20 protein-coding genes are annotated in these 21,937 nt (G+C 71.8%); 10 read left to right on the top strand and 10 right to left on the bottom strand.

What is annotated here, in order from left to right; translation table 11 throughout:
- Positions 1 to 12: 12 nt before the first annotated feature.
- From MMF94_RS30310 to MMF94_RS30285, 5 genes are all read right to left on the bottom strand, one after another.
- Positions 13 to 1,497, bottom strand: a complete 1,485-nt coding sequence (locus tag MMF94_RS30310; RefSeq protein WP_241040767.1) for a DHA2 family efflux MFS transporter permease subunit — start codon at positions 1,495 to 1,497, stop codon at positions 13 to 15.
- Positions 1,498 to 2,638: 1,141 nt separating this feature from the next.
- Positions 2,639 to 2,956, bottom strand: coding sequence for a hypothetical protein (locus MMF94_RS30305; protein ID WP_241040766.1), 318 nt, complete (start codon positions 2,954 to 2,956; stop codon positions 2,639 to 2,641).
- 133 nt (positions 2,957 to 3,089) lie between these two features.
- Positions 3,090 to 4,619, bottom strand: coding sequence for a SigB/SigF/SigG family RNA polymerase sigma factor (locus MMF94_RS43615; RefSeq protein ID WP_338104381.1), 1,530 nt, complete (start codon positions 4,617 to 4,619; stop codon positions 3,090 to 3,092).
- 253 nt (positions 4,620 to 4,872) lie between these two features.
- On the bottom strand, positions 4,873 to 6,225 hold the full coding sequence (locus MMF94_RS30290) for a chloride channel protein (protein ID WP_241040765.1): 1,353 nt from the start codon (positions 6,223 to 6,225) through the stop codon (positions 4,873 to 4,875).
- 70 nt (positions 6,226 to 6,295) lie between these two features.
- Positions 6,296 to 6,508 (bottom strand): hypothetical protein, encoded by a 213-nt coding sequence (locus tag MMF94_RS30285; RefSeq protein WP_241040764.1) that lies wholly within the window; start codon positions 6,506 to 6,508, stop codon positions 6,296 to 6,298.
- A gap of 527 nt (positions 6,509 to 7,035) precedes the next feature.
- Between MMF94_RS30285 and MMF94_RS30280 the strand changes: the two genes are divergently transcribed.
- The 7 genes from MMF94_RS30280 (at position 7,036) to MMF94_RS30250 (ending at position 14,718) form a co-directional block, all read left to right on the top strand.
- Positions 7,036 to 9,651 (top strand): winged helix-turn-helix domain-containing protein, encoded by a 2,616-nt coding sequence (locus tag MMF94_RS30280; protein WP_241040763.1) that lies wholly within the window; start codon positions 7,036 to 7,038, stop codon positions 9,649 to 9,651.
- The gene (locus MMF94_RS30275) at positions 9,648 to 12,296 is read left to right on the top strand and encodes a winged helix-turn-helix domain-containing protein (protein WP_241040762.1); all 2,649 of its coding nucleotides are present in this window, start codon (positions 9,648 to 9,650) and stop codon (positions 12,294 to 12,296) included. Before MMF94_RS30280 ends, MMF94_RS30275 begins: the two co-directional genes overlap by 4 nt.
- Before the next feature lie 109 nt (positions 12,297 to 12,405).
- Positions 12,406 to 12,648, top strand: a complete 243-nt coding sequence (locus MMF94_RS30270; protein WP_241040758.1) for a hypothetical protein — start codon at positions 12,406 to 12,408, stop codon at positions 12,646 to 12,648.
- Between the two features lie 94 nt (positions 12,649 to 12,742).
- Complete coding sequence (locus MMF94_RS30265) at positions 12,743 to 13,246, top strand: DUF1269 domain-containing protein (protein WP_241040757.1); 504 nt, start codon at positions 12,743 to 12,745, stop codon at positions 13,244 to 13,246.
- Positions 13,247 to 13,374: 128 nt separating this feature from the next.
- Complete coding sequence (locus MMF94_RS30260) at positions 13,375 to 13,896, top strand: DUF7144 family membrane protein (protein ID WP_241040756.1); 522 nt, start codon at positions 13,375 to 13,377, stop codon at positions 13,894 to 13,896.
- 76 nt (positions 13,897 to 13,972) lie between these two features.
- Positions 13,973 to 14,143: a hypothetical protein gene (locus MMF94_RS30255; RefSeq protein ID WP_241040755.1), complete on the top strand. Its 171-nt coding sequence runs from the start codon at positions 13,973 to 13,975 to the stop codon at positions 14,141 to 14,143.
- Positions 14,144 to 14,232: 89 nt separating this feature from the next.
- Positions 14,233 to 14,718, top strand: a complete 486-nt coding sequence (locus MMF94_RS30250) for a potassium channel family protein (protein WP_241040754.1) — start codon at positions 14,233 to 14,235, stop codon at positions 14,716 to 14,718.
- 6 nt (positions 14,719 to 14,724) lie between these two features.
- Here the strand turns inward: MMF94_RS30250 and MMF94_RS30245 are convergent, their stop codons facing one another.
- From MMF94_RS30245 to MMF94_RS30235, 3 genes are all read right to left on the bottom strand, one after another.
- Positions 14,725 to 15,429, bottom strand: a complete 705-nt coding sequence (locus tag MMF94_RS30245) for an anti-sigma factor (RefSeq protein WP_241040753.1) — start codon at positions 15,427 to 15,429, stop codon at positions 14,725 to 14,727.
- Positions 15,429 to 15,977, bottom strand: coding sequence for a sigma-70 family RNA polymerase sigma factor (locus MMF94_RS30240; protein ID WP_241040752.1), 549 nt, complete (start codon positions 15,975 to 15,977; stop codon positions 15,429 to 15,431). Before MMF94_RS30240 ends, MMF94_RS30245 begins: the two co-directional genes overlap by 1 nt.
- A 590-nt stretch (positions 15,978 to 16,567) precedes the next feature.
- Positions 16,568 to 17,569 (bottom strand): DUF1996 domain-containing protein, encoded by a 1,002-nt coding sequence (locus tag MMF94_RS30235; protein WP_241040750.1) that lies wholly within the window; start codon positions 17,567 to 17,569, stop codon positions 16,568 to 16,570.
- 228 nt (positions 17,570 to 17,797) lie between these two features.
- On the opposite strand from MMF94_RS30235, the gene MMF94_RS30230 reads away from it, so the two are divergent.
- Positions 17,798 to 18,361 carry a zinc-binding dehydrogenase gene (locus MMF94_RS30230; RefSeq protein ID WP_241040749.1) on the top strand — a complete coding sequence of 188 codons (564 nt, stop codon included), beginning with the start codon at positions 17,798 to 17,800 and terminating at the stop codon, positions 18,359 to 18,361.
- A gap of 36 nt (positions 18,362 to 18,397) precedes the next feature.
- On the opposite strand, the gene MMF94_RS30225 is transcribed toward MMF94_RS30230, so the two are convergent.
- On the bottom strand, positions 18,398 to 19,138 hold the full coding sequence (locus MMF94_RS30225) for an SDR family oxidoreductase (protein WP_241040747.1): 741 nt from the start codon (positions 19,136 to 19,138) through the stop codon (positions 18,398 to 18,400).
- A gap of 123 nt (positions 19,139 to 19,261) precedes the next feature.
- Between MMF94_RS30225 and MMF94_RS30220 the strand changes: the two genes are divergently transcribed.
- On the top strand, positions 19,262 to 19,990 hold the full coding sequence (locus MMF94_RS30220; RefSeq protein ID WP_241040746.1) for a TetR/AcrR family transcriptional regulator: 729 nt from the start codon (positions 19,262 to 19,264) through the stop codon (positions 19,988 to 19,990).
- Positions 19,991 to 20,010: 20 nt separating this feature from the next.
- On the opposite strand, the gene hppD is transcribed toward MMF94_RS30220, so the two are convergent.
- The gene (hppD, locus tag MMF94_RS30215) at positions 20,011 to 21,216 is read right to left on the bottom strand and encodes a 4-hydroxyphenylpyruvate dioxygenase (RefSeq protein ID WP_241040743.1); all 1,206 of its coding nucleotides are present in this window, start codon (positions 21,214 to 21,216) and stop codon (positions 20,011 to 20,013) included.
- A gap of 118 nt (positions 21,217 to 21,334) precedes the next feature.
- On the opposite strand from hppD, the gene MMF94_RS30210 reads away from it, so the two are divergent.
- Positions 21,335 to 21,853 carry an Lrp/AsnC family transcriptional regulator gene (locus MMF94_RS30210; protein ID WP_241040742.1) on the top strand — a complete coding sequence of 173 codons (519 nt, stop codon included), beginning with the start codon at positions 21,335 to 21,337 and terminating at the stop codon, positions 21,851 to 21,853.
- The last annotated feature ends 84 nt before the right edge of the window (positions 21,854 to 21,937 follow it).

The following is a 21,937-nucleotide window of genomic DNA, read 5'->3' as shown; positions in this document are numbered from 1 at the left end:
CGGGCAGAGAGGTCAGTGCATCGCCGCCTGCACCGTCGTGCCGCCCACGGCCGGCTTGCGGCCGAAGAAGAACGAGCCGGCGATCGCGATCACCGAGAGAACGGCGGCGACGACGAACGCGGTGTGCACCCCGCCCGCCGTCTGCTCGATCACGGATGCCCCCTCGGCGGCCAGATCGGCCGACCGGACGCTGAGCACGCTCACCAGCAGCGCCACCCCGGCCGCACCCGCGAGCTGCTGGGTGGTGCCGACGATCGCGCTGCCGTAGGAGTACAGCCGCGGCTCCACGGCGCCGAGCCCCGCGGTGAAGAGCGGGGTGAAGCTGAGCGCCAGCCCCAGGCTGAGCAGCAGGTGGAAGCCCAGCACCAGCACGACGGGCGTGCCGATGCCGAAGAGCGTGGTGAACCAGAGCGCAGCGCTCGTGGCCACCGTGCCGGGCACGAGGAGGGCGCGCGCCCCGAAGCGGTCGTACAGCCTGCCGACGACCGGGCCGAGCAGGCCCATCAGCAGCCCGCCCGGCAGCAGCAACAGACCCGTGGCGAGAGGCGTGAGCATCAGCACGCTCTGCATGTAGATGGGCAGCAGGATGATGGCGCCGAAGAGGGTGCTCATCATCAGCATCGTCATCACGGTGGCGACGGTGAACGTGCGCGCCCTGAACGTGCGCAGGTCGAGCAGCGCGCGGTCGGTGCGCTGCAGCACGATCTGGCGGGCGACGAAGAGCGCCAGCCCGACGACGCCGACGGCGAACGACACCCACACGGACGGGGACACGCCCGTGGCCGACTCGCCGATCGTGCTCAGGCCGTAGACCAGACCACCGAAGCCCAGCACGGAGAGCACCACCGAGCCCACGTCGATCGGTGTGTTGCTGCGCTCTCCCACGTCGGAGATCCGCTGCAGACCCAGCACCAGCACGACGAGCGCGATCGGCAGGACGAGCCAGAACATGAAGCGCCAGCCGAGGACGCCGAGCACGAGCCCCGACACGGTGGGGCCGATCGCCGGCGCGACCGAGATGACGATCGAGATGTTGCCCATCAGCGCGCCTCGGCGTGCCGGGGGCACGAGCGTCATCACGGTGGTCATCAGCAGCGGAAGCATGATCGCGGTGCCGCCGGCCTGAACCACCCGCGCAACCATCAGAACCGCGAATCCCGGCGCCAGCGCCGCGATGAGCGTGCCTGCGCTGAACAGGGACATGGCGACGCCGTACAGCAGCCGCGTGGGCACGCGGCGGATGAGGAAGCCGGTGACCGGGATGACCACGGACATCGTGAGGAGGAATCCGGCGGTGAGCCACTGGCCCACGCTGGCCTCGACCTGCAGGTCGGTGAGCAGGACCGGCAGAGCGACGCTCATGATCGTCTCGTTGAGGATAACCACGAACGTCGAGACGAGCAGCACGGCGATCACCGTGCGATCCCGCGGGCTGAGCCGATCGGGTCTGTCGGGAGTGGACGCCGACGGATCGAGGACGTCGGATGGGTTGGTCACGATCTTCCTTCTGGGAGCAGGAGGCGCATGATCCGGGCGATCTGCGCCCGGATCATCTGGTTCCAATCTATGAGCTAGGACCGACAGGAAGCGTCGGGTTAATCGCTCGGCGAACCGAGACCGGCGGTTTCCAGGGAGCGCCACTGCCGCCCGGTGCGTCCCGCCGACCGCTGGACAGGCGCAGTGCACCTGGTCAGCCGCGAGATGCCAGCCGTGGGCAAAGCGTACGGGAGATCGACATCACAGACGCCCGTTCGTCCGCTTCGAACCGGATCAGCAGAATCCGGCCACTCCACCCGGTTCTCTTCACCGTGTGCGATCGCGACCCCGGCGAGCTGCCCACCTGCTCGGCCGGGCCGGAGCGGGTCCCACCGCGCGCTGCTGCCCGTAGGAAAAGGGGCGAAGTTCTGCTTCGTACCCCCTGACGAGTGATGCGCTCCTCGGCGCAGAATGATCGAAATGCCGTCCGGCGCCTGGACGGCGCTGTGCAAAGGGAGTGCCGCGTGTCCCAGCGGTGGGCGGTCGTCATCGCGACACTGGCGATCTTCGGCTGGGCAGCCGTGTCGGTGGCGATGCTGCTGTACCGCCCCGACTCCCCGGTGCGTGCCCGCACCCGTGCCGCACTCGCGACCGTGACCGCGGTCGTCGGCGTCGGAGCGCTCGTCGCGGTCTGGACGCTCACGACGTCCCCGCAGCCCGGCCCTCCGGTCGCTGCGCCCCGGCCGGCGAACGAGCCGGCCCCGGCGCGCGCCACCGCCGCGCCGGCCCCGTCGACCACCCCGGCTCCGTCGGCGTTCGCGCCCGCGCCGCCTCCACCGCCTGCCCCCTCACCGCCGGTGCGCTGGGCCGCCCCCACCGCCGGCCGGGCTCCGAGCGAGCAGCCCGCGCCCCTACCCGTTCCCGCACCGCAGGCCGGCGAGCTGGTCACCACCCCTGCAGCTGCTCCCGCCCCGCCACGCCCGGTCGCACCCCCGCCTGCCGTGGCACGCCCGGAGCGGGTCGACCCGCCGGCCGCGGCACCGGCCCCGGACTATTCACCCGATCCACGACCACGGCCGCACTCGCCCGCCCCGCTGCCGCCCCGCCCATGGCCGCCGCCGGCCCCGCACCACCCGCATTCACCGCACCCGGAGCCTCCACATCAGGGTCCGCCCCGCCCGGCGCCGCCACACCCGGCGCCACCGCATCCCGCGCCGCCACATCCCGCTCCGCCGCAACCGGCACCGCCGAGCACGTCGACGCGCCCGCCTGCCCCGCCGGCCCCGCCCTCGACCACCAGGCCGCCGGTCACGACCCCGCCGCCCACCTCCACCGCCCCGGCTCCCCCGACCACCACTTCGGCGCCCCGCCCGACCACGGTCCGACCGACCACGCCACCCACGTCTGCGCCACCCACCTCGGCGCCACCGACCTCGGCCCCGCCCGCCGGTACGACACCGGCCACGACGAGTCCGGTCACCTCACCACCACCGCACCCGACCCCGGGCCTTCCCCACCTCGACTGACCAGGCCCGGCGACCCGCACCACCAGGCCCATCGGGCAGGCCGATCCGGCAGGCCCGCACCGCACACCGGTGAGCCGGACCGGCGCCTCAGGCCCCTTCGACCAGCTGACGGCGCAGCTGCGCCAAGGTCGAGCCCAGCAACCTCGAGACGTGCATCTGGGAGATCCCCGTGCGCTTTGCGATCTCGGTCTGGGTCATGTTGCCGTAGAACCGCAGCAGGACGATCTTGCGGCGGCGCTCCGGCAGCCTGTCGAGCAGGGGCGTGAGGGACTCGCGGTTGTCGACGAGGTCCAACTCCGGATCGACGTCACCGACCGTGTCGGCGATGGGGGTGGCGTCGCTGCCCCCGTCGTCGTGGTGCCGCGGCTCGTCGAGGGAGGAGGGGCGGGTCTCGTAGGCGGCCTGCAGCGCCTGGATCACCGTCTCCAGACTGACGCCCAGGTGGAGTGCGAGCTCCCTCGGCGTCGCGGCGCGTCCCATCTTCTGGCTCATCTCGTCCGCAACCTGGTACACCCGGACCTGCAGCTCCCGGATCGGGCGCGGCACCCGGATCGTGGAGGTGCGGTCCCGATAGTGACGTTGCACCTCGCCGTTGATGGTGGGAATCGCGAACGAGAGGAACTCGACGCCGCGCGCGGGATCGAACCGGTCGACGGCGTTGATCAGCCCGATCGTCGCGACCTGCTCGAGGTCGTCCAGGTTCTCGCCCCGGTACTGATACCTGCGGGCGACGTTGCGCGCCACCGGCAGGTACCCCTTGATCAGCTCGGTCCGCAGGATCTGCTGCCGCGGATCGTCGGCGGGGAGCCGTACCCGCTCAGTGAACAGGGGTGCCAAGCGCGCGTAGTCGTCATCGCGGCGTCTCGGGTCTGCGGCGCCCGATTCCACCGTCTGCGGGAGGGGGACCGCCGGTGTGAGCGCCTCGGCCACCGAGCCGTACGGCTCCAGAACCGCGGAGGCCCCGGTGACGCCGAGAATCCGCCGCACAACCGGAGAGCCGCCGGCCAGCCGGAACGAGACACCGTCCGCACCGGCTCTGAGCTGCCCCTGGCAGAGGACCGCGACTCCCGCAGCGCTCATGAACCGGACACGGTCGAGATCCACGACGATCGACCGGGACCCCACACGGCCGGCGTCCGCCAGCGCGGCGGTGACGACGTCGTCCAACAGGTCGACCGTGGCGAGGTCGAGGTCGCCGTCGGGCCGCAGCACGAGCGCTCCGCGACGCGGCTCGTCCACGCCGACCGTCAGGGCGTTCCCCTGCCGGATCGCCGACGGCTCGTCCTCCGACACCGCGGACACCGCGACGCATTCGGGAAGCTCCGCCCAGCCGCCCAGCATGGCGGCCAGATCACCGACCACGGCGCCCGGGACGACGTGGAGCCTCGTGCGCTCCGTGCAGGCCTGCCGGGCGGCTCGCGCCAGGGCCTCGAGACCGCCGCAGTCGAAGAACGCGACGCCTCGGAGATCGACGACGAGCCGATCGGCTCCCACCGCGAGCCCGACGGACAGCGCCGCCGAGAACTGCGCCGCAGTGGACAGATCCACCTCGCCCTGGATCAGCAGACGCGTCTCCTGCCCGTGCCGCCCGACCGCCACCTCCAGCGGAGGCCGCACATTAGACCTCGGTGTGGGTGGAGCGGCTCCATCGGCAGCCGATGCGGCGGAGGACAAGCCAGATGACATGGCAATGGCCCTTCCGGTCGGCACACGGCAGCGGTTGGCCCACTGCCGGACCGTACGAGGTCAGTCTACGGGCGGTCCTCCTCGCCGGGCCTCGTCCCGGACGCGGGAGGGGGCGATGCCGGACCCCGCACGGGAACGTCGCAGCTCGCGGGATCAGGGATCCGCGGCGTAACGGTGATCACGGTCACTGCTGTTCCCGCGGTTCCGGGGCCTGCGGCCTGCTCGCGTCAGCGGCGCGGGGTCCCTCTGCCGTCGTGGCCTGCGCCTCGTGAGCATCCGTGGTCGGGCCCTTCGACATCGCGGTGATCGTGAGCCACGCGGCCACGGCGGCGAGGATGGCCGGCGGCACGGCGTCATGGCCGCCGATGCCCACGAAGAGCGCGCCGAACAACGCCGGGGAGAACAGCAGCCGTGTCGCGGCGGCCATACCGGCGGCCGCTCCGATCGCCACGGCGACGGTCGGTGACCGGTCGAACAGCAGTACCGGGATCATCGCCGCCGCGATGCCGATGAAGATCGGCGGGAACACAGGTCCACCGCGGAAGCCACACCCCAGGCAGATGGCGTAGCCGATCGCCTTCGCGAGCATGAGGATCACCAGTATCGGCACGGAGGTCGCCACGGCCAACGCCGGCAAGGAGGCCTGCCCCGAGAAGAGCACGTCCTGCGAGTCACCGCCCAGGGCCCGGACGATCATGGCCAGCGCGCCCACACACAGCGCACCGATGAACAGCGGGACCGCGATCCTCCCCTCCGACCGTGCCGCGACTCCCAGCGCCAGCCGGCGAGCCGCTCCCACCACGACCGCGACCGCCACGCCCACGACGACGGCGATCACGAGATCCACGATGTGGGTCTCCTGGTAGGCGGGGAGGCCGGGCACCGAGAGCACCGTGGCCCCCAGCCCGCCCCAGTTCCCCAGCCCGACGAAGATGAGGTAGCCGATAGCGGCCGCCACCAGGCCGGGCAGCAGCGCGGGGATCAGCGCCGCACCTGCTGCGATGCCGACCTCGACCAGGAGGAAGCTCGCGACGAGCGGGCCGCCGAAGAGCGCCGAGACCGCCGAGAACGCACCCGCCATCGTGAGCAGCTGGGCGTGCTTCTGGTTCACGCGCGCGAGCCCGGCCACCACCGCCCCGACGGCGGAACCCAGGGCGATGAGCGGCGCCTCCGGGCCGAGCACGGCGCCGAAGACGAGCGTGCCGAACGCCGCGAGCGCAACGCTCGGCACGGCGCGCAGGGGCTGGCCCGCCATGCTCAACCCCTGCAGCGGCCGGTGCCCGCCGTCGCCCGGAAGCAGCTTCCGGGCCGCCACCACCAGCGCGGCGCCCACGAGCGGCAACCCCATCACCAGGTACCACGGCGGCGACGACGCCCCGAGCGCGGCGGGCAACTCGTTCCAGAGAGCGTGCTCGACGGTGTGGACCAGCGCCAGGAACCCCGCCGCGACCAGCACGGCCGGCACGCCGACCAGCGCTCCGAGCAACACGAGCCGCAGGTATTCGCGAGAGCTGGGGTGCGCCATGTCCGTCGTCATCGTCGCGTTTCCCCTCGCCGGGCCCCTGCCGTGGCCCCTTCGACGGGCCAGGTCGTGCGCCCGGGGACGCTCACGGCGGCGCCTGCGGCACGGGGCGCGCCGAGACGACGGTGAGCCCGAGTGCCCGCAGTTGCGCCACGATGCCGTGCAGGTGCGACTCGTCGATCACCGTGCCGGAGATGACCGTCTGCGCCGGGACCTCCTCGATCCGCATGTCGCAGAAGGCGTCGCGGCCCCATTCCGGTAGCAGGCCGTCCACCCGGAACTCGTAGTCCATCGACATCGCGCGGTGCTCTCTCGGTCGGTGCTCTCGGTCGCAGCTCTCACTGTCGGCACGCGGGACCCGCAAGGGTGGGCCGCGCGGGCAGTGTCGAAGTGTCGATGTGCGAAGGCCCCGGTGGACCACCCGACGGGGGTGACTGTCGCCGCGGACGCACCCGGCAACCCGCTTCCTCGCCTTTCCGGCGTCCGGAACCATGCTTCGTCGCCGGGTCTCCACACCATTCGCAAACCGGTTTCGGTTGCACCGTCACTCACTCGGCCGCAGCATTCTCCGAACGGCAGACACCGAGTCGACGTGGTGTTTGCGCGGGCGGTGACAACGCTGGTCCCCCCGTTCCCGGTAACTGGTTCGCCCGCCGGTCGTGGCTGGTCCGCGGGCTGGACGGCCGGTGTTCGCGCTCTTAAAGTGACGCCACCAATCGCGTCCCGGTCCCCGACGCGCCGGCAGGGCTTCCCGCCCCCGCGCGTAATGGCGGAAACCCTCCGGATCCGTGCACCGCCCCCGATCACGGGCGGGAGGGGGGTGTGATGGGCCACGTGCCGCGGTGCAAGACCACGCCCCCGGTGCCGCCGCCGGAATTCGTGGCGCGGCCGGCGCTCTCCGACATCCTCCAGCGCGGCCTCGAACGCCCACTCACTCTGGTGTGCGCCCCGCCCGGCTTCGGCAAGACGCTGGTGCTCGCGGACTGGGTCCGCACCAGCGAGGTGCCCAGCGCCTGGCTCGCGCTCGACGAGAAGGATGACGACCCGCGCAGGCTGTGGGGCGGTGTGCTCGCCGCACTGCGCTCCTGCCCTGCCGTCCCCCCGTCGAGCCGGTTGTGCCGGCTGGTCCCCTCCCGCACGACCGTCGGGCTGGACTTCCTCGACGACCTCCTCGACGGCCTCGACACCCTGCCCGTGCGTGTCCAGCTCGTCCTCGACGGCACTCACCACCTGCGCGCGCCGGAGGTCCGGCACGGCCTGCAGACGCTCGTGCGCGCCACCCGCAGCGGGCTGCGGCTGGTGCTCGCGGGCCGGGTGGATCCCGCGCTCCCGGTGGCCCGCCTCCGGCTGGAGGAGCGGCTGTGCGAGCTACGGGCGGAGCAGCTGAGGTTCTCCCCCGACGAGACCGCGGCGCTGCTCGCGCGCTGCGGGCTGCGCCTGACGCCGCCACAGGCCGGGCTGCTGCACGCCCGTACCGGTGGGTGGGCGACGGGCCTGCAGCTGGCGGCACTCGCGCTGCGCGGGCATCCCGATCCCGACGCGTTCCTCGCCGATTTCTCCGGGGACGCGCAGCCGGTGGCCGAGTACCTGGTCGGCGAGGTGCTGTCGCAGATCCCGGAGGACGAGCGGGAGCTACTGCGCCGGACGAGCATCTGCGACGTCCTGCCGGCCGAGCTCGCCATCGAGCTGTCCGGGCGGGACGACGCCCCCGCCGTCCTCGATCGTCTCGAGCGAGACACGGGTCTCGTCGTCCGGACCGACGGCCATGGGGTGGATCGGAACGGCGGATACCGCACCCAGGAACTGCTGCGCTCCTACCTGCTCGCCGACCTGGAGCGGTGCACTCCCGGCGCGCGGATCCGGCTGCACGGCCGCGCCGCCGAGTGGTCGGCGGATCACGGCAGGTCATCGGTGGCCCTCCGGCACGCCGTGGACGCCGGTGACGCCGGCCGCATCGCCCGCCTGCTGCAGCACTCGGCAGCGGAACTGGCGGCGCGCGGCGATCACACAGTGCTGCGCCACGCGCTCGATGCGGCGGGCACCCTGGCCGAGGGCGCCGGCGCGGACCCGCGGGCGGCGCTGGTCGGCGCGCTGCTGCACCTCGGACACGGCAATCGCGTCGCCGCCCGAGCCGCGCTGCGTCGTTCGCGGAAGCCGCCCGACGACGGCGACCAGGTCGGCGCCGACCTGACGGTCCTCCACCGCGCGGCGGAGCGGCTCGCCGGGATCGGCCCCGTGCCCTCGCCGGAGGAGCCCACGCCGGCCGACCCCGTTCTGGCGGCGTGGACGCTCGCCGGCCGGGCGGTCGCGTACCTCGCCACCGGGGTGGTCCTGGCCGGGCAGGCGGAGCTGGAGGCGTCGCTGCAGCTCGCCCGGGACCAGCGCCTGCATCTGCTCGAGGTGCACTGCCTCACCCTCATCGGGGTGTCGGCGTGCGTACTGGGCGACCTGCCGGCCGCCGAGACCGCCGCCACCGAAGCCGTCGACAGCGAAGCGGCGGCCCGGCACGGGGACTGCTCGGCGTGGGCCACGGCGGCACAGGCGGTGCGCGCGCACGCGGCAGTGCTGCGGGCCCGCCCCACCGTCGCCCTGCAGGCCACCGCCGACGGCCTACGCGGGGCGCCCGACGATATCGACCCGGTGGTCCGGTTCGCGATGCGCACCGCACGGGGCGCGGCGCTCGCCGACACCGGCGACCGGACCGCGGGGTTGATGGAGCTGCAGCACGCCCGCACCGAGCTCGGCGAGGACCCGGTCCCGGCCCCGCTCGCCGCGACTGCCGCGGTCCTCGAACACCGTGCCGCACTCCTGCTCGGCCACGCGACGGCCGCCCTCACCACCGCGGGCTGGCTCGCGGCCCGCAGCCCCGCGTGCGGGGAGCTCGCCGTCATGCGCGCCTGGTCGGAGGCCGCATCGGGAACGGGTGCTGCCGCACCGAACGTGCTGCGGAGCGCGGTCGAGCCGGTGCTGGACGGGCGGATCCCGTCGCTGCTGCCGTACACGATCGTCGAGGCATGGCTGGTCGTGGCCCGGGCGGCGATCGCGACGGACGAGCGATCCGCCGCCCGGCACGCGGTGCAGACGGCGCTGGAGCTCGCCGAGCCGCAGGACGCGCTGCGCCCCTTCGCCCTGGTCGGCCCCGAGCTGCGCGCGGTGCTCGTCGACCAGCTCGGTGGGACGGAGGACCGCGGGGCCTTCGCCGTGCGCGCGCTCGCCGCCGGCCGCGACAGCGCACCACACCCGGCGGCCGAACTGAGCGCACGTGAGCGCGAGGTGCTGGCCCGCCTGCCGTCCCTGCACAACCTCGACGAGATCGCCGACGATCTCGACGTCTCGCTCAACACCATCAAGAGCCACGTCCGGGCGATCTACGGCAAGCTCGGCGTGAGCAGCCGCCGTACCGCGGTCCTCACCGCCCACGAACAGGGCCTGCTCACGTGATCGGGCACTCACCGACCGGCACGACCCGAGGCGCCCGCGGCCATGCGGCGCGGATCCCGGGCGGCAAGACCACGGTGCCCGAACTGCCAGCCGAGTTCGTCCCCCGGCCCGCGCTGCGCGACCGGCTCGACGCCGCCGGCGCCGCGCAGCTGGTCGTGGTGAGCGCCCCCGCCGGCTACGGCAAGACGCTCCTGCTCGCCGACTGGGTGCGCAGCCGGGCGCTCCCCGACACCGCATGGGTGTCGGTCGACGCCGACGACGACGATCCGGGCCGGTTGTGGCCGGCCGTTCTCACCGCGCTCGCCGCCCTCCCGTCGGTGCCCGCGGACAGCGCCGTCCGGCACGCGGTCCAGGGCAGCGGTCCCGGCCACGAGATCCCGGACGGCGACGTGCTCGACTGGCTGGGCGATGCTCTCGACGGCGTCGACCCGCCGGTCCGGCTGGTTCTCGACGACCTGCAAGAGCTCACCGCTCCACGGCAGCTGCGCGAGCTCGGCCGGCTGGTCGCCCGCCGCCCCGCGGGCCTTCGCCTGGTGCTCTCGAGCCGGGTGGACCCGCCGCTCGCGCTGCCGCGGCTCCGGCGGGAGGGGCGGCTGCACGAGATCCGCGCCGAGCAGTTGCGGTTCGACGTGCCGGACACGGTGACGCTGTTGCAGAGCGCCGGCCTGGACCTCGATCCGGTCGAGGTAGCGCTCCTGCATGCGCGCACCGACGGCTGGGTGGCCGCACTGCGGCTCGCGGCGCTGGCCCTGCGGCGCAGCGAGGATCCCGCGGCGTTCCTGCTGCAGTTCTCCGGCGACGAGCGGTCCATCGCCGACTACCTGACCGGCGAGATCCTCTCCGGTCTGGCCGACGACGCCCAGGACTTCCTGCGCGCGGTCAGCGTGTGCTCCGTGCTGCCGACCGCACTGGCCGTCGCGCTCTCGGACCGGCCGGACGCCGGGCGCCTGCTCGACGAGATGGGGCGGGAGACGGCGCTCGTGGAGCGGGCGGGGCCGGGTGAGCACCGCATTCACGCCTTGCTCCGGTCGTACCTGCGCGCGAGCCTGCATCGGCACCGGCCCGGCCTGCACCAACGGCTGCAGACGGTGGCGGCCTGGTGGTGGGCGGAACGCGGCGAACACGTCCACGCGCTCCGTCACGCGGAACGCGCCGGCGACGAGAAGCAGCTCGCCCAGCTGCTCCGCTCCGCGGTGCCCTTGCTCGCGAGCGCCGACCTGACGCCGCTGCGCCGCGCGCTGACCGCCGTCGGCCCGACGGCCCGGGCAGCCGACCCATGGCTCGCCCTGGTCTCGGCGATCGCCCACCTCGAGGAGCGCGCGTTCGCGGCGGCCGCCGTCGATCTGCAGCACGCCCGGCTGACCTGGCCCGCAACGGCCGATCGCGAGCTCGAGGTCCTGCGCAGCACCGCCGAGCTGCTCGCGCCCGGCATCCCCACCCATGACGTGGCCGCGCCACCCGTGCCCGGCGACGGGTCGCCCGACGTCCGGCCGGAGCTCACGGCGCTGCTGCACCTCAGCCGCGCTGCGGCCGAGCTGTCCCCGGACGGCCACGGGGACCTCGACGTCGCGGTCGCCGAGCTGGCGGAGTGCACGATCCTCGCGACGACCCACGACCTCGGCCGGGTCGAGGTGCAGAGCAGCACACTCGCCGCGGCCGTGGCAGCGCTGCGGCGCGACCACCGCGGCATGGTGGCCGCGGCCGGGAGGGCTGCCGCGGCGGCGCTGCGCCACAACCTGCACCCGTCGCGCTGGTCCGCCTGCGCCACCGGGATGCTCGCCTACGCCGACCTGCTCGAGGGCGACGCTGCCGGAGCACGGGCCCGTGCCGAGACGGCCCTCGCGGCATCGGACCCGATCACGCCGGAGGCCGCGTACGCACTGCGTACCGTGCACGGCGCTGCCCTCGCCGACGAGGGCGAACGCGACCGCGGAGCCGCCGAGATGCGGGCGGCACGGCGTGAGCTGGGCGGCGCACCGGCACCGCGGGTGCTCCGCGCCGCGCTGGGCGTCATCGAGCACCGGACGGCGTTGCTGCAGGGCAACACCCCGGTCGCCGCTGAGATCCAGCACTGGCTCGAATCCCGTATCGGCCCGACCGGCGAGGTGTTGCTGCTGCACGCCTGGACGGAAATGATCACCGGCCGGTACGAGATCGCACGGGCCACCGTCGACCCGGTGCGCGCCGGCGCCGTGCCTGTTCTGCTGGCCCACACCCTGCTCGAGATCCACCTGCTCGACGTCGAGTCGGCGCTGGAGAGCGGTGACGACGCCGAGGCACGCGGGGCGCTCGATGCGGCCCTCGCCGCGGCCGGCACGATCGGGGTCGTCCGGCCGTTCGCCCTCGCCGGGCCACGGACCCGCCAGTTGCTGGCCGACCGCGGCAGGCCCACCGGATCACCGGAGCTCGAAGCGCGGCTCGCCACGCTGATGGTGTGCGCCGAACCGGCCGCTGTGCTCAGCGAACGCGAGCTCGTGGTGCTCGCGCTGCTGCCGTCTTTGCGCGGCGCCGGTGAGATCGCCTCCGAGCTGACCGTCTCGGTGAACACCGTCAAGAGCCACATCCGCTCGATCTACGCCAAGCTCGGTGTCTCCACCCGGCGGGAGGCGGTGCAGCGGGCGTCCGAGCGCGGGCTTCTGCCCTGACGGGGAATCACCTGCGCCGGGGGAGGACGCGGCGCACCGACGGGACGATCGTTGTCGTGGTTCGGCTCTCGCCGGTGTGTCGGCCGGTGCGAGTGGGAGGAGGCCTGCCGTGCCGGGACGACGCTACGAGTTCCGTCTGGCGGGGCGGTTGTCGGAGCGCGCCCGGGACGCCTTCGCCGGGATGGACGTGGTGGAGGTGCCGGCGCAGACCGTCCTCACCGGCACGGTCGACGACGCGGAGATGCACTCCGTGCTGGCACTGATCCAGTCACTCGGTCTGCAGGTGGTGTCGATGCAGCGGCTCGACGCCAACCGGGAGGACGAGCCGCGGGACGTGGAGCGGCCGGGATAGCGAACGCGTGGACCTTCACCCCGGCGGGGTGATGCCCGCGCGGTCCGCGGTCCGCAGAGTCGCCGCGACCGATCGCTCACGAGGAGGGCCCCACATGGCGACGCTGACGGTGTGGAAGTTCGACACGGGGGACGGTGCGCAGAACGCGCTCACCACACTCGAACGGCTGCAGAAGCAGGAGCTGATCCGTGTGGTGGACGCGGCGGTGGTGACCTGGCCCGCCGATCGGAAGAAGCCACGGACGCAGCAGTTGCACAACCTCACCGGCGCAGGCGCGCTCGGCGGTAGTTTCTGGGGTCTGTTGTTCGGCCTCATCTTCTTCGTGCCGCTGCTCGGCCTCGCCGTCGGTGCCGCTGTGGGGGCGTTGGCCGGTTCCCTCACCGACGTGGGCATCGACGACGACTTCATCAAGAAGGTGCGCGACAAGGTCACTCCCGGTACGTCCGCCCTGTTCGCGATGACCCAGGACGCCGTCACGGACCGTGTCGTCGATGCCTTCCATGGCACCCGTGCCGAACTCATCAGCACGAACCTGTCGGCCGACCAGGAGGCGAAGCTCCGGGAGGCCTTCTCCGAGACAGACCCCGAGAAGGTCTGACACAGGCCCCCGCTCACTCGCCGTGACCGGAGGCGCCACGGGTAGCCCGGCTCACCCCCCACGGATGAGGGGTGAGCCCTGCGGGCGAGACACGATCCCACCGAAACGCACGCCGAGGAGGAGTTTCGATGTCCACATCGCCTGAGGCCACTCCCACCAGCTCGACCGGCAGCGGCACGCCCGGCAGCGGGACCACCGGCGGCGGCACGACCGGCGCCGGCCCCACCGACACGACAAGCGGTTACGACAACGCGACCGGTACCGAAACGTCGCCCTGGAAGACCGGCCTTCTCGTCTTCGCCGGCACGATCATGATCGTCGGGGGCATCTTCCAGTTCCTGGCCGGGCTCGTGGCGCTGTTCCGCAACGAGGTCTACGTCGTCGGCCTGAACTACGTCTACTCCTTCGACGTCACGACCTGGGGCTGGATCCACCTGATCATCGGCATCATCGTCGCCCTCGCCGGTGCCGCGGTGCTCACCGGACAGATCTGGGGCCGCGTCGTCGGTGTCGGGCTGGCCGTGATCAGCATGCTGACGAACTTCATGTTCATCCCGTACTACCCGCTCTGGTCCCTCCTGATCATCGCTCTCGACGTCTTCGTGATCTGGGCGCTGTGCTCGGCCGACCGCAAGGCCCTCGCCATCTGATGCGCCGGTACCAGCACCCGGCCGCCGTCGGGGCCGCCGGCATCGAGGTCCACCTCGCCGTCCCTCTGGAGGAGTGATGGTCGTCGAGTTCCTCCTGGCAGCGCTGCTGCCGCCGTCGATCATCGCGGGGGTGCTCGCGCTCGAACGGGTCGAGGAGCGTCTGGGCGGCAGACCCGACCGCGAGGCCGGGGGGTCATCCGACACGACACCCTCGTCCATCGGGCCCGCGACGACGCGGACGGACTGAGCCGCCAGGGACGGGCCGTGCCGAGCGGGGGTGACAGGAAGCATCGGTACCGCCGCGCTGTCGCAGTGAGCCTGCTCCGGTCGTTGGTGATGACGACGTCCCTGGTCGCCGTCTATTACCTCGCACCGCTGCGCATGACACTCGACCTGCGCACCTGGCTCCGGTTCGCGCTCGTGCTCCTGCTACTGGGCGTGCTCGCCGTTCGGCAGGTGCAGGCCGTGCTCAGGTCCGAGACCCCGCGGGTGCGCGCGATCGAGGCCGCCGCAACCGGGCTACCGATCTTCATTCTCCTGTTCGCCACGATCTACCTGGTGATCGCGAACAACCGGCCCGACAGCTTCTCCGAGACGCTGGATCGCACCGACGCGCTCTACTTCACGCTCACCGTCTTCACGACCGTCGGGTTCGGGGACATCGTGCCGCGCACCGAGGTCGCCCGGATCGTCACAATGCTCCAGATGGTCATGGGGCTGATCCTGGTCGGGCTCGTCGCCCGGATGCTGCTGAGTGCTGTGCAGGTGGCGGTACGCCGGCGCGAGCGGGGTGGCCCGGACGCCACGCCGCCCTCCGAGTGACCGGCATCAGACGTCCGCCGAGACGAGCGGGCTCCCGTTGGTGCTCTCCACGACGACCATCGACACCTTGGCGGGGTCCATCAGCGCCGCGCCGTCCAGCGTGACGCCCATGGTCGCGGCCTTTGCCGACACGAGCCAGCCCCCGGCCGTCTCCCGGTCGCCGTTCCGGCCGATCACGACCAGGTGACACGCCTGACCTGCCGGGATTCCGCTCACGGCCGCGTTGAGCCGCACCCACCCGGGCGCCGGGACGAGGCGCACCGTCAAGCGGGCCCCCGTGCCCGGGTCCTGCGCGGTGACGAAGCGGGTGCCGGGCCTCATGGGAGTCGGGGACGGCACCGCGGAGGAGGCCATCTGCTGGGAGTCCGCCGTGGTCCAGCCGACGAGCACGCCGACGCACAACGCGGCGACCGCGACGACCGCCGCCGCGGCAGCGGCCCACTTCGTGCGGCGGGCGGTCGTGCCCGTCTCCTCGGTCCGTACCTCGCGCAGCGTCCGCTGCAGCAGCAGATCCGCGTCGTCGGGTGGCCCGTCCAGCATCGCTTCCATCGGGACCGAGGCGAGGAGCCGCTGCACCTCGCGCAGCGACCGCACCTCCTCCCGGCAGCCGGGACACCGGGCGAGGTGCTCCTCGACGACGCGAACCTTCGCGGGATCGAGCGCGCCGATGACATAGCCGTCGATGTCAGCGTGATTGTCCGACAACCTCATCAGGCCGCTCCTTCCATGCCCGTCGGGCGCTTCGGGAAGAGGTCGCGAAGCGCCCGCAGCGCGTAGTAGGAACGCGACTTCACCGTGCCGCTCGGGATGCCGAGTACCTCGGCCGTCTCCCCCACGGTCCGGCCCTGCAGATACATCTGCACGAGAACGTCGCGGTGCTCGCTGGACAGGCGCTCCAGCGCGTCCAGCACGACGATGTGGTCCACCACCTGCTCCGCGTGGTCGCGTTCGACCGGCACGGTGTTCTGGGTCTCCGCGACCTCGGGTGGCCGTGCGTTGCGCGCGCGGGCCCGGTCGATGACGATGTTGCGGATCACGGTGAGGAGCCAGCCCCGCACCGACCCCTTGCTGTTGATCAGGCTGTCCGGGCTGCGCCACGCCCGCAGCATCGCTTCCTGCACGACGTCCTCTGCGGCAGCACGGTCGTTCGTCAGCCGCGTGGCGTAACCGAGCATGGCCTTCCCGTGCTCGTTGAACAACGAGCGGATGAGCGCCTCGTCCGCCATGTTCCGGCGGTCACGGGCTTTCGGCCCCGCCATCCCCCCACCACCTTCCCCCGCGATGCGGTCCCCTCGAGTCGTGCCTGAACGCGGCGCGACGACGGCAGGCCACGCGGCCTGCCGGCCGGCCTGTCGATCACGAACACCCACTTCGCCGCACGCCGAGCACCCAGCGGCACACGAGATGCGACTCCACCCAATGAGGCCCCGGCCTCTGGACGCGCCTGTGGAACGGAAGGGCTCCCCCGATCACCCCTGCGAGCACAGGACGTCCCCCGAAGGCGGTGGAACGAGCGCATCCACCTGCTCCGCCGCCCGGCCGGCAGCCGCCGATGCGGGCATGACGACAGGCGCGATCACGGGCAGCACCGCTCTCTGCGAGCGGCAGCCGAGTCACGGACGCCTTCATCGTTTCATCGCCCTTCGCGCATTGGCCCGATGCGAGCGGACGGGGAGCTGTGGAGCGCATCGCCTGAGATGACGGGCGGCGCAGCAAAATGGTTCACCGTCTTTCCGCGGTGAGTGCGTCTACCGGCCGGCGGCACCGCCACAGAAGCCCTCTCAGCGCTACTCGAACAGGACATCTCGGGCGTATTCCGGCGATTTCCGGCAGATGTCGGTGGCAACACTCACGCCGTGCACTGCTGTCCGGAGTTGATGCACGCGACCACCCTGTCCATCAAAGAGTCGGGCATCACATCGATGTAGTCGCCGTGATCACTGATGGGGCTGTGCAACTCCTCCGGGAAACTGTCGATCGTGTAGTTGGAGCCCGGCGTGACCGTGTAGGAGATCTCCATGCGCAGCTGGGGCACGGGGAACGTGTCGGACGGGCACGCGCCGGCCGCGTCCGGGAACTGCAGATGCGCCCGGTGGTTCGGGCTGTCGGTGGTGCGCCCGTTCCAGCAGTTCGGGAAGTCGAAGATCCGCACCACCTGCTGGCCCTGCGGGCAGCGTGGGTACTGCTGACGCGTGATGCGGTCCCTGGTCCCCGAACAGGTCCACTGCACATGCTCGGAGTTGACGCCGCCCTGGCTGAACCCGTGGGGGTTGCCGGTGCTCGCCCGCAGGAACTCCGGCATCGGCACCACGGAGCTCACCGGGCTGCCGCGGTACTCCAGCAGCACCGAGTCCGGCACGAGGATGCGGCCCATGTTGTGGTCGGCCGAGTTGTCCAACCTGGCGGCATTGTCCGGACCGGGCTCGCGCAGCACCGGCCAGTAGTACGTCGACTTGTCGTCGTCAGGGCAGGTCGTCGCCGCTGCGGCCAGGCTCTGGTCGGTGGACAACGCGTTGGTGGAGACGTTGCCCACGTAGTCGTGGAAGTGATGTGCTCCGCCGACGATTCCGGGGTCGGCGACCACGTTGTCCGAGTTGTGGATCCCCTGCATGTTGCGCCCGCAGTCGATACGCCAGGTTCCCGTCGAACCGCCCAGCTGCACCGCAGGCACGGGCGGCGCGACGGGAACCTGGGAGATGTCGACGTAGTCGGCGGGCGGAGCACCGGAGTCATCCATTCCGCCGGAATCGCCCGATGCGCTGCAGGCGGCCAGCGCGGCCACCGCCACGAAAGCCACAAAGATGTGGATGAAGCTCCCGGACGATGAACTCCACGCCTCGATTCCGCGCACACTCGCATTGTCGCAGAGTCACCGAGCCATGGTCCGTGCGCACTCTCGGTCACCAATTGACCCACAACAGCCATGCCGATCACAATCATTTACGGAAGCCGATCCCGGCTGCGCGTCACGTTCTGTCCGAGAAATTCGCCCGTATTTCACCGATTCCGGCACGTTCCCGGCGCAGGCGCCCGACAGCAGCATCCCGGGCTGCACGCCGTATCCACGCCGTGGGCCGCCGTGACCGCGACGGCCGGGACCAGACCGGCGCAGGCCGTGGGCGTCTGGGGCACGGGCGGTCTCGGCGCTCACGCCGTCCAGCTGCTCCGCATGGTCGGAGCGGCGCCGATCATCGCCATCGACCCGTTGCCCGCCGCCCGCGACCGCGCTCTCGAGTTCGGTGCCGACCTCGCCCTCGATCCGGACGACCCGGCCCTCGCGAAGCGCGTGTTCGCGGAGTCCGGGGGTCTCGCCGTCGCGTTCGACTTCGCCGGCGTGCCCGCGGTCCGCGAGCAGGCGGTGGGGTGCCTGGCACCTCAGGGCAAGCTCGTCCTCGTCGGGCTCACGGACCAGCCCCTGACGATCACGGGCGGCACCCGCTTCAGCTACCTCCAGCAGCAGGTCCTCGGGCACTACGGCTCGCTCGCCGTGCACGTCGAGGAGCTCGTCGCCCTCGTCCGCCGCCGACGCCTCGATTTCTCCCGCTCGGTCAGCGGAGTACTCCCCCTCGCGAGCGCCGCTGACGCCGTCGACCGGCTGGCACAGAAGAAGGGCAACCCGATCCGCCTGATCCTGCGGCCCTGATACCCGTCCGAACCGGCGCCGCAACCGGCACCGTCGTCAGATCACCCCGCCGTTCACGTAGATCGTCTGACCGTTGATCCAGCGGGCGGGTCCGGCGAGGGCGGAGATGACCTCGGCGACGTCGGCCGGCACACCCAGCCGCTCGATGGGGTTGGCCTTGGCGGCCCGCTCGATCGTCTCCTGGTCCTTGCCCTCGAAGTACAGGTCGGACGCGATGGGGCCCGGTGCCACCGCGTTGACGGTGATGTTCCGTCCGCGAAGCTCCCTCGCCAGGATGAGGCTGACCGCGTCGACGGCACCCTTGCTCGCGGCGTAGGCGGCGTACGACGGCAGGGCGAGCTTCGTGACCGTGGACGAGAAGTTGATGATCGCGCCGCCGCTGCGCACCCGGCGAGCTGCCTGCTGGTTCACCACGAACGTGCCACGGATGTTGGTGCGGTGCATCCGGTCCAGCGCGTCGAGGTCGAACTCGGCCAGCGGACCGAGAAGCATGATACCTGCGGCGTTGACCACGACGTCGACGCCACCGAACTCCTGCTCCGCCACGTCGAACGCGGCGGCGACGGCGTGCTCGTCGGCGACGTCCGCCTGCACGGCCACCGCCCGCGCGCCGGTGGCGATGATTCCGGTGACCGTCTCCTCGGCCGCATCCTTGTTGCCGGCGTACACCGCGACCACGGCCATGCCGTCTGCGGCCAGCCGCTCGGCGCTCGCACGGCCGATACCGCGCGTTCCGCCCGTGACGATCGCGACGCGACGTGGGACCGAAGTGGTCATCTCTGTTACTCCTGCCGTACGGAACTTTGCTAACGTTTGAACGTTACCATTGTTACCATAGCTACGGTAAGAAGCTGGCGTTAGCACTGCCAACACTCGGGAGCGGAGCGGTAACTTCGCCACATGTCCGTCGAAACCGACATCTCAGCCGCGCCCACCACCCGGGATCGGATCCTGCGGGCCGCGGCGGCCCTGCTCGAACGCGAGGGCCGCGACGCGGTGTCGACGCGCGCGGTGGGCACGGCCGCGGGTGTCCAGGCGCCCACGCTCTACCGCCTGTTCGGCGACAAGGCCGGCCTCCTCCAGGCGGTCGCCGCCTACGGATTCGAGTCCTACCTCGTGCAGAAGCACGGTCTCGACGAGTCCGACGATCCGGTGGCCGACCTACGGCGAGGCTGGGACATGCATGTTCAGTTCGGGCTGTCCCGTCCCGCGTTCTACACGCTCATGTACGCCGACTCCGCCCCCTGCCCCGCCGCACGGGAGGCGGAGGCCGTGCTTCTGCGCATGGTCTCCCGGGTCGCCGCGGCCGGCCGGCTCCGCTACAGCGTCGACCGGGCCGCCCGGCTCATCCACGGCACCGCCATGGGCCTGGTCCTCTCGCTCATCGCCACCCCCGAGGACGACCGGGACCTCGAACTGCTGACCATCGCTCGGGAGAACGTGCTGCGCGAGGTCACCATCGACGGCGTGCCGGGATCCCGGGCGGCGTCGGAACCCGGCGACGCCGCCCGCACCCGGGCCGTCGCCCTCAAGGCAGCACTGCGCTCCGAGCCCACGGCGGCTCTCAGCGCAACGGAGCAGGCCCTGCTCGGCGAGTGGCTCGACCGGATCGCCGACGGAGCCGGCTGACCCACCCGGGGCCGGACGGCTCAGAAGTTGCCGCGACGGGCCTGTTCGCGCTCGATCGCCTCGAACAGCGCCTGGAAGTTGCCCTTGCCGAATCCGAGCGACCCGTGCCGCTCGATGAGCTCGAAGAACACCGTGGGCCGGTCGCCGAGGGGCTTCGTGAAGATCTGCAGCAGGTAACCGTCCTCATCGCGGTCGACGAGGACGCCGCGCGACTGCAGTTCCTCGATCGGCACCCGCACCTCGCCGATGCGCGCCCTCAGCGTGGGGTCGGTGTAGTACGAGTCCGGCGTCGACAGGAACTCGACGCCCTTGGCCCGCAGCACGTCCACCGTGGTCAGGATGTCGTTCGTCGCCAGGGCGAGGTGCTGGGCGCCGGGCCCGCCGTAGAACTCGAGGTACTCGTCGATCTGCGAGCGCTTCTTCCCTGCCGCGGGCTCGTTGAGCGGGAACTTCACGCGGTGGTTGCCGCTGGCCACCACCTTGCTCATCAGGGCGGAGTACTCCGTCGCGATGTCGTCGCCCACGAACTCGGCCATGTTCGTGAAACCCATGACGCGGTTGTAGAACTCCACCCACCGATCCATGCGACCCAGCTCGACGTTGCCGACCACGTGATCGAGCGCCTGGAAGAGACGCTTCGGCTCACCCGCAGGCTTGACGTAGCCCGAGCGGCGGGCGACGTATCCCGGCAGGTACGGGCCGGTGTAGCGGGACCGGTCGACCAGGCTGTGACGGGTCTCGCCGTAGGTGGCGATCGCCGCGATCCGCACCGTGCCGTGCTCGTCGGTGACGTCGTGCGGCTCCTCCAGCACCTGCGCACCCTCGCGGCGGGCATGCGCGATGCAGCGATCGACGTCGGGCACCTCGAGGGCGACGTCGACGATGCCGTCACCGTGGCGGCGGTGGTGGTCGTGCAGCGGGCTCGCGGGGTCCACCCCGCCCATGAGGACGAAGCGGACCGCGCCGGAACGCAGCACGTAGGCGTGATGGTCGCGGTTGCCGGTCTCGGGACCGGAGTACGCGACGAGCTCCATCCCGAAGACGAGCTGGTAGTACAGCGCCGCCTGCGTGGCGTTGCCGACCGCCCACACCACCGCGTCCCAGCCGGTGACCGGGAAGGGATCGCCCTCCGGGTCGTACTCGACCAGCCCCACGAGCTGGCGCAGCTGCTGCAGGTCCAGCTCGGCCGAGCGCTCCTGGTCGGTGAGGGTGTGCTCAACGGTCATGGCCGCATGACACCGCGGCTGCCTGTTCTGGGCAAGAGAGGCGCACCGAAGTGGCAACAATGGCAGATCGACGAGACCATTCGGACATCTGCTGTGCATATCGACCAGATGAGGCGGAATGATGACAGCACCGCTCACACTCGACGCACTCGACGTCGACCTGCTCCGCGCGCTGCGTGACAGCCCGCGTGCGGGGGTCCTGGAGCTGGCGCGGACGCTGGGCGTCGCACGAGGCACGGTGGCGGCCCGGCTGGAGCGCCTGGAACGCGCCGGGGTGATCACCGGCTACGGCCCCGACGTCGACGTGGTCGCCGCGGGATATCCCGTGCAGGCGTTCGTCACCCTGGAGATCGCACAGGGCGCCCTCGACGACGTCGCCGCCGAGCTCACCGCGCGGCCGGCGGTGCTGGAGGCGTACGCGACGACCGGCACGTCCGACGTGTTGTGCCGGCTCGCGGCGTCGTCCCACGAAGATCTGCAGGACACGTTGCTGCAGCTCAACCGTTCGCCCACCGTGTCCCGCTCGACGAGCGTGGTGGTGCTGTCGGTGGTGGTGGCCCCCCGCACGCTGCAGCTGCTCGAGAACCGCCCCCGCACGGCCCCACGACGAGCCCCGGCATACCGCGACGCACGGTAAGTGCTCACGGCCCGCCTCGTCACTCGGTGGCCGGGAGGATCGCCACGTCGTACGCAGTGACGGCCTTGTCGGCCGTCACGATGG

The organism is Pseudonocardia alaniniphila, assembly GCF_022524485.1.
GTDB lineage: Bacteria > Actinomycetota > Actinomycetes > Mycobacteriales > Pseudonocardiaceae > Pseudonocardia > Pseudonocardia alaniniphila.
This window is presented reverse-complemented; position numbering and strand designations above follow the sequence as displayed.